This window comes from Pseudomonas protegens, assembly GCF_003732485.1.
Lineage (GTDB): Bacteria > Pseudomonadota > Gammaproteobacteria > Pseudomonadales > Pseudomonadaceae > Aquipseudomonas > Aquipseudomonas protegens_B.
The window spans coordinates 323,256-330,717 of record NZ_MOAK01000036.1; the positions used below are offsets into that span (position 1 = coordinate 323,256).

7 protein-coding genes are annotated in these 7,462 nt (G+C 61.2%); 2 read left to right on the forward strand and 5 right to left on the reverse strand.

Going from position 1 to position 7,462, the window contains the following annotated elements; all coding sequences use genetic code 11:
- Nucleotides 1-81: hypothetical protein (locus tag BLX41_RS37225; RefSeq protein ID WP_404942757.1), on the reverse strand; the 81-nt coding region annotated here is incomplete at its 3' end.
- Nucleotides 82-83: 2 nt separating this feature from the next.
- Entirely contained in the window at nt 84-1,301 is a 1,218-nt protein-coding gene (locus tag BLX41_RS08425) for a type II secretion system F family protein (RefSeq protein WP_123724500.1), read from the reverse strand.
- 226 nt (nt 1,302-1,527) lie between these two features.
- On the opposite strand from BLX41_RS08425, the gene BLX41_RS08430 reads away from it, so the two are divergent.
- Together BLX41_RS08430 and BLX41_RS08435 are read left to right on the forward strand one after the other, a co-directional pair.
- Entirely contained in the window at nt 1,528-1,944 is a 417-nt protein-coding gene (locus tag BLX41_RS08430; RefSeq protein WP_123724501.1) for a pilin, read from the forward strand.
- Between the two features lie 239 nt (nt 1,945-2,183).
- Nucleotides 2,184-2,540, forward strand: coding sequence for a BON domain-containing protein (locus tag BLX41_RS08435; protein ID WP_123724502.1), 357 nt, complete (start codon nt 2,184-2,186; stop codon nt 2,538-2,540).
- 187 nt (nt 2,541-2,727) lie between these two features.
- Here the strand turns inward: BLX41_RS08435 and BLX41_RS08440 are convergent, their stop codons facing one another.
- From BLX41_RS08440 to BLX41_RS08450, 3 genes are all read right to left on the reverse strand, one after another.
- A complete protein-coding gene (locus BLX41_RS08440) occupies nt 2,728-5,646 on the reverse strand; it encodes a DUF748 domain-containing protein (protein ID WP_123724503.1) in 2,919 nt (972 codons plus the stop codon).
- Nucleotides 5,647-5,751: 105 nt separating this feature from the next.
- Nucleotides 5,752-6,768 carry a class I SAM-dependent rRNA methyltransferase gene (locus BLX41_RS08445; RefSeq protein ID WP_123724504.1) on the reverse strand — a complete coding sequence of 339 codons (1,017 nt, stop codon included), beginning with the start codon at nt 6,766-6,768 and terminating at the stop codon, nt 5,752-5,754.
- 155 nt (nt 6,769-6,923) lie between these two features.
- Nucleotides 6,924-7,462 (reverse strand): acetyl-CoA C-acyltransferase (locus BLX41_RS08450; RefSeq protein WP_123724611.1); only part of this gene is annotated, 539 nt, incomplete at its 5' end.

Consider the following 7,462-nt stretch of genomic DNA (forward strand, 5'->3'; position numbering starts at 1 on the left):
GCTGCCCACGAGCAGCCCCAGCACCAGGGCCGCAGTCACGAAGGCCAGGGGGTAAAGGGTCATGACTTCAGTCAAGGACATGTTCAGATCGCTGTACCGAGTTGAAAGACGGGCAGGTACATGGCTACCACCAGGGCGCCGACGATACTGCCCAGGATGACCATGATCAACGGCTCCATGAGGCTGGTCAGGCTGTCCACCAGGTGGTCCACCTCGACCTCATACTGTATTGCGACTTTTTCCAGCATATGATCCAGCATTCCGGATTCTTCACCGATGGCGGTCATCTGGATTGCCATAGTAGGGAAGACGCCGCTGGCGCGCATGGCAAAGTTCAGTTGCATGCCGCTGGCCACCTGTTGGCGGATGCGCTCCACCGCTTGCCTGAAGACTTTGTTGCCACTGGCTCCGGCCACTGAATCCAGGGCCTGAACCAGCGGCACGCCAGCCGCGAAGGTAGTGGCCAGCGTGCGGGCGTAGCGGGCCACTGCGGACTTGTGCAGCAGGGGGCCGGCCAAGGGCAGGTGCAGCAGTCCCTGATCCACGCTGTCGCGCAGGCGCGCCGAGCGCCGATAGGACTGCCTGATTCCGACCCCCATCAGCAGGCCGGCGCTGAGCAACCACCCGCCGTGGCTCTGGAGGGCATGGGAAAGGGCGATGACCCATCGGGTCAGTAGCGGCAATTGGGCGTTGAACCCGGCGAACAGGCTCTGGAATTGGGGAACCACCTTGAGCAACAGAATGCTGCTGACCAGGATTGCCACGCCGATCACCGCCAGGGGGTAGACCATGGCCTTTTTTACTCGGGCCTTGAGGTTCTCGCTTTTTTCCCTATAGGTGGCGACCCTTTCCAACAGGGTATCCAGTGCACCGGCCTGTTCGCCGGCATCCACCAGATTGCAGTACAGCTCGTCAAAGTGACGCGGATGCCGGCGCAGCGCCGTAGCCAGGCTGGAGCCGGCCTCGATGTCGCGCTTGAGGCTGGCCAGCAGTTGGCGCATCGATGGCTGGACGAAACTCTCGGCAATGATTTCCAAGGCTTGCAGCACTGGCACGCCGGCCTGCATCAGGGTTGCCAGTTGCCGGGTAAACAGGGCGATCCCTCGGGCCTTGACCTGATGAACCGGTCGGAGCCAGATCCTGGGTTTGCGGCTTACCCGGGTTGGAGTGATGCCCTGCCTGCGCAACTGGGATCGGATCAGGCTCGGGTTTGCAGCGCTCAGCTCGCCGGCCATCTTGTGGCCCTGGCCGTCGGTGCCTTGCCAGAGATAGACGCTGGCAACGGGTGCTTTTACCGCCATGGTTCGCTCCTTGGTGCAGGGGTGAGCCTCTTGAAGCCTAGCTGCCGGACACCTGTCGCATAGGGGCGCGAGATGACGAAATTTGTCAGTTTGTGCGACTCCTTGCGCTCAAGGCCATGGGCTATCAACGCTGCAGCCCTTGAATCCCGTGGGGGGCGACTCTGGCACAGGGCATGCTTCAAGGGTTGCTGATTACCCACGGAGCATTCTTGCCAGGAGGCAGCTCATGAAACATCAATCCGCTTTTACCCTGATCGAATTGCTGGTGGTGGTGGCCATCATTGGCATTCTCGCCACAGTGGCGATGCCGCTGTATTCCAAGTATCAGGTGCGGGCCAAGATGATTGCCGCGCTCGCCGAGGCGTCGGCGCTGAAGGTCAATATCGAGGATCTGCTCAACCAGGGAACCGATCCGACTCTGGCCCTGGCCGGTGGCACGCCCCTGACGTCGAACTGCAGAATGAGTGCCCAGGGCACTGCTGCCACCGGTGAAGGCAGCATCGGTTGCACCCTCCTCAATGCTCCGGGCCCGGTGTTGAACAAGACGCTGATACTGAGTCGTTCGCCAGCTTCCGGTTGGACTTGCAACACCACGGTGGAGGCCGACTATGCGCCCAAGGGCTGTGTTGCGGATGACGCCTGAGCCCCGGCAGGCTGTTGTGGAGCGCGCGTGATGGAGCGCATCGAAAAAACCGCAACTTGCATGCAGATTGTTGGGTGGTCATGCATTTTGCATGATGACGATTTTTTTGATTGTCTATAAGTGATTGTTTTTTATGGATATTTTTTGTTGTCTAGACTTGGCACAGCACCTGCAATATCCCTCATAACCCTGTTGCCAGGACACGGCGCAGGCTTTCTAAAAGAACAGGAGTTACTCGTATGAAGAAGTTCGCTATCGCTGCTGCAACTGCTACCGCTCTGACCCTGACCATGGCCAACGCAGCATTTGCGCAGACCACTCAAAGCACCCAGTCGCCTATGGTTGTGGCTGCCGGTGAAGTGACCAAGGCCAAAGAGGCCACCTCCGATACCTGGATCACCACCAAAGTGAAAAGCGATCTGGTAACCGAGAAAGGCATTCCTGGCACCGACATCAAGGTTGAAACCAACAAAGGCGTGGTATCGCTGTCGTCCACTGTCGCCGTTACTGAGTCGCAGAAAGCCACCGCAGTGGCAATCACCAAGAAAATCAAAGGCGTTAAAGCGGTCTCTGCCGACGGCCTGAAAGCCGAGTAAGACCCCAAGCTTCTCGCCTGGACAGGGAGAGGGCGCGGTAGACGAGCCGAGTGATACGTTTGCCGCTTCTTTCAAGGGTTCATGCGGAAGATCACAAGGATGTGATCATTACAGGCCCCGACATATCGTGTCGGGGCCTGTTCTATTGGGCGTGGGAAAGTAGCGCCGTTCGGGGCCGGCGCGCGCCTTACTCGCTATCGAGGTGCAGCGGGGTGACTACCTTGCCGTCGCTTTCGGCCTGGCCGAGGTTGGCATCGATGAAGTAGACCCGGTCATCGGCCAACTGGCCCTTGTCCACCAGGAAATCCTTGATGCTGCTCGCCCGCTCCTGGCCCAGTTGGCGCAGCAACACATCGCTGCCGCTCCAGAACTTGATCAGCCCCTCACGCAGTTTGGCACTGCGTTCGTTGCGGCTGAGCTGGGTCCATTCGGCCGGAGGCTGCTGTTTCAGGCGGGTACGGTAGATGCCTTCCAGCAATGGCGCTTTCTCGCCTTCGGGCACCTGCAGCAAGGACGCCTGGGCCGGAACCTTGTCGCCGCGCCGTTGCAGGATCTTGTAGTAGTTGTACTGGTATTCACGCTCCAGACGCTGTTCGGCGATCAGCGGACCATCGCTGCTCTGGGCGCTGGTGCCTTCGATCTCCAGGCGCAGGGTCGGACGCTCCTTGAGGGCCTTGGCCAGGGTGGTGAGGGCTGACTCGGACTCCTTGCTCAATTCGCTGGAACCCGGGGCGAAGGACACATTGCTCAGGTCTTCGGAGCCACCGCCGGTGACCAGGCCGCCAATGAACTTGAAGGGCGCCTGGGCTGCTCGCAGCACCAGGTTGCGCAGGGTCTGCCAGACGATTGGCATTACGCTGAACTGCGGGTTGTTGAGGTCGCCGGAAATCGGCAACTCGATGGAAATCTTGCCATCGGTGTCTTTCAACAGGGCCACGGCCAGGCGGATCGGCAGGTCCACGGCGTCCGGACTATCGACCTTTTCCCCCAGTTGCAGTTGTTCGACCACCAGTTTGTTCTCGGCCTTGAGCTGGCCCTTGGTGATCATGTAGTGCAAGTCGAGGTTGAGTCGGCCCTTGCGAATACGGAAACCGGCGAATTTTCCGGAGTAGGGTGTCAGGGTGGTCAGCTCCACTCGCTTGAAGCTGGTGGCGATATCCAGTGCGGCCATTGGATCGAAGGGGTTGACGCTGCCCTTGATGGTCACTGGGGCATAGCGGTCGACCTTGCCCTTGACGTCCACTTCCGCCGGCTTGGCCTGGCGGCTGTCGATGGTGCCGATATGCCCGTTGAGTTGCTGGACCGCGGTGGCGAAGTTCGGTGTCAGGCTCAGGTCGGCGAAGTTGGCCGAACCATCGTTGATGGCGATTTCACCAATGTGAATACCCAGTGGCTTGCTGGCGCTTGGGGCCGGCTTGCCCGAGGATTTGCTGCTGCCGTCTGCGGGTTGCGGAATCAGCAAGTCGTCGATATTGGTGGTGCGGTCATCGTTGATGATGAAACGTGCATAAGGCTGCATCAGGTTGACCCGGCTGATGGTCAGGCTGTCACCGTGCTGATAGTTCAGGCCCTCCACCACCACTTGTTTCCATTTTACGAAGTCGCGGGTCTTGAGGGTGTCCAGGGTGTGCAACTGAGCCACTTCGGCCCGGCCGGTGATGCTGAAGGTCAGCGGCTCGACTTTCTTCAGGTCCACCGCCAGGTCACTGCCGAGCATACCGCTGCGCAGTTCCAGGCGAATGAACGGGCTGATGTAGGACTGTGCGACCCGCAGGTCGATGTCCTTGGTCTGCACCTTGAGCTTGGCGGTGATGGGGTTGAGGTTGACTTCGCCGGTGGCGCTGACCTTGCCTTGTTTACCCAGGCCGGTATCGAGCTTGAGGGTGAAAGGCGATTGGTTGAGGCTGTCGAAGTCTTTCAGATCCAGGTTCAGTGGGCCAACATCCAGAGCCACTGCCGGTTTGGCCTGGCGGTCGGCCAGGTGCACCTGATAGTTGCGCAGTTCCACGTCCTTGAGCAGGACCTGCCAGGGCTTGCTGGGGGCTACAGGTTCCTTGGGAGTATCGGCGGTAGCTGGCTGAGGTTCGGCGGCCGGCTTGGCGGGTTGGCTGGCGAAGAGCTTTTGCCAGTCCAGTTGGCCATCGGCTTCAAGGGCGGCCCAGGTCTCCAGCTTCTGGCTGCGGATCTTGCCGACTATCACGTGCTGCTTGGCCAGGTCCACCGTCGCTTCGCTGACATCCAGGCGCTCCAGGCGCGCCAGCGGGCGGCCGTCTGGGGCCTTGATGGCGAATGGCGCAACGCTGATGGAGGTATTGTCCAGCAGCAGTTCGGTCTCCTTGGTCAGGCTGAATTTATAGTGGGTGCTGAGGTTCACCACGCCGTCTTCCAGCACCAGCGGCACGGCGTCACGTACGTAGGGCCACCAGGCTTTCATCTTGCCGTCGGTGACTTTCAAGGTGCCTTCGGAAGTCAGCGGGGTCACGCTGAAGTTGCCGCTCCAGTCGATCTGTCCGCCTTCCGGGCCGGTGGCCACCAGGGTCATGTCAGCGCTGTCGTCCGGCAGGGTACTGAGGTTCTTCAGTTCAAAGTCGAGCTTGTTGTAGAGAAACTCGATGGGTTCGCTGGGGCGCAGGTCCTTGAAGTGCAGATAGCCGCCCGCCAGCTTGATGCGTTCAATGCGAACGGGAAACGGTTTGGCATCGGGATCGCTCGGGGTCGGTTCGCTGGCAGGCAGCTTGAACAGGGCCAGGAGGTTGAGCTTGCCTTCCTTGTCGAAGAGGATCTCGGTCTTGGGCTGGTCCAGTTCGACGTCCGCCAGATGCAGGGCGCGTTTCCACAGACTGTCCAATTGCAGATTGGCATAGAGGCGCTCGAAGGCGATCTGCTCCTTGCCCGGTTCGCCAACGCTCAGGCCCCAGAGGGTCAGTTCCAGGCTGAAGGGATTGAGTTCAATACGCTGGATATGGGCCGGGGTTGTGGCGTAGTTGGCCAGTTGCTGGTTGGCCACCCGCAAGGCGATGCCCGGCAAAATCAGAAAGCCCAGCAGACTGTAAAGGGCGAGAGCGGTCAACAAGGCGCAGAGAGCGCGAATCAATCCTTTGGTCATGCGAGGCTTCATCTATCTGAATCGGAAGTGCCTTGGAGTATGGCACGCGTTTACGGTTCCGAAACCATCACAGTCTTCAGGATTGTTCAGATTTCTTGCCCTTGATCAAAGTTGCAGAATCAGGGTTTTCAGCGGCGGTTGTCCGTCCTGGGAAGGGAAGTCCGCAGCGGGGGCCAGGACCTGACAGTCGCGCACTGGCCGCCCGGCTTTCTCGGCACAGCGCAGCACTTGCTCCCGCCAGTCCTGCAACGACACCTTGGCCAGGTTGTTACAGCAGATCAGCACACCTTCTTCGGCGGTGGCCAGCAGCGCGGGCTTGAGCAGGCTCTGGTAATCACGCAGCAGGTCGACGGTGCCGAAGGCACTCTTGGCCCAGGCTGGAGGGTCCAGCAGTACCAGGTCGTATTGGCGTTGTTCAAGGCGTGGGTAGCTGGGCAGCTTCTGTCCGCGTCGCTGGCTGATGGGCAGGCCCGCCAGTTGGCGGATGGCCGGAAAGTAGTCCGACTGCACGAACTGCATGCCGGGTAGCTGCGGATTGAGCTGGCCGTTTTCCCGACCTACCGCCAGATTGCCTTCGGCGAAGTCCAGGTTGCAGACCTCTCGGGCGCCTCCGGCCGCAGCACTGAGGCCGACGCCGCAGGTATAGGCGAAAAGATTGAGTACGCTTTTCCCGGCACTGTGCTGCTTGACCCAGCCGCGAGCGTTGCGCAGGTCGAGAAAGAGCAACGGGTCCTGCCCGGCATGACGGCCACGGACTCGATAATTCAGTCCCCATTCGTGGCCGACCAGATCCTCCAGGGCACTGTCCTCGGCGCGGTACACCGAGTCTTCACGGTCGATACGCGAGTTGCCCCGGGAGCGGTCGTTGTAAACCAACAGGGTCGCTAGGTTCAGGTGCTGATTGACGGTTTCGTGCAGGTGCAGCAGGGCGTCGCGTTCCAGCGTCTGGTGAAAGCTCTGTACCAGCAGTTGCGGGCCATAGCGGTCGACGGTCAGGCCGCCGGCGCCTTCCTGGCTGCCGTGGAACAGGCGATAGCAGTCGGTGCCTTGCTGATGCAGTTCGGCGAGCAGGTCCTGACGGTGATCGAGGGCGGCGCGCAGCGCCTGATTCAAGGAGGACATGCAGGGCGCCTTGGAGGAGAGGAATAAGGCGCCGCAGTTTACCAGCGTCCCGCCAGTTGTAGGAGCCAGCTTGCTGGCGAAAGCGATCTCACGGACGCCTTCGCTGGCAAGCCAGCTCCTACAAGGGCGGTTTTTGCGGGGAGGACCCGCGCAGGTTAGCGCTCGATCGCCAGGGCCACGCCCTGACCGCCGCCGATGCACAGGGTCGCCAGGCCTTTCTTGGCATCGCGCTTGAGCATTTCATGCAGCAGGGTCACCAGCACCCGGCAGCCCGACGCGCCGATCGGGTGGCCGATGGCAATCGCGCCGCCGTTGACGTTGACCTTGCTGGCGTCCCATTCCAGCTCCTTGGCCACCGACAGGGACTGCGCGGCGAAGGCTTCGTTGGCTTCGATCAGGTCCAGTTGGTCCAGGGTCCAGCCGGCCTTGTCCAGGCAGCGGCGGGTGGCGGAGACCGGGCCGATGCCCATGATCGCCGGATCGACCCCGGCGTTGGCGTAGGCGGCGATTCTGGCCAGCACCGGCAGGCCCAGGGCCCGGGCCTTGCTGGCGCTCATCAGCATCACCGCGGCGGCGCCGTCGTTCAGTGCCGAGGCGTTGCCGGCGGTGACGCTGCCATCTTTCTTGAACGCGGGTTTGAGCTTGGCCAGGGCTTCGGCGGTGGTGCCGGGGCGTGGCTGCTCGTCGGTGGCGA

Excerpts from the sequence above, each read along its gene's own strand:
- BLX41_RS08425 (WP_123724500.1), bottom strand. The coding sequence starts at position 1,301 with ATGGCGGTAAAAGCACCCGTTGCCAGCGTCTATCTCTGGCAAGGCACC.
- BLX41_RS08430 (WP_123724501.1), top strand. The coding sequence starts at position 1,528 with ATGAAACATCAATCCGCTTTTACCCTGATCGAATTGCTGGTGGTGGTG.
- BLX41_RS08435 (WP_123724502.1), top strand. The coding sequence starts at position 2,184 with ATGAAGAAGTTCGCTATCGCTGCTGCAACTGCTACCGCTCTGACCCTG.
- BLX41_RS08440 (WP_123724503.1), bottom strand. The coding sequence starts at position 5,646 with ATGACCAAAGGATTGATTCGCGCTCTCTGCGCCTTGTTGACCGCTCTC.
- BLX41_RS08445 (WP_123724504.1), bottom strand. The coding sequence starts at position 6,768 with ATGTCCTCCTTGAATCAGGCGCTGCGCGCCGCCCTCGATCACCGTCAG.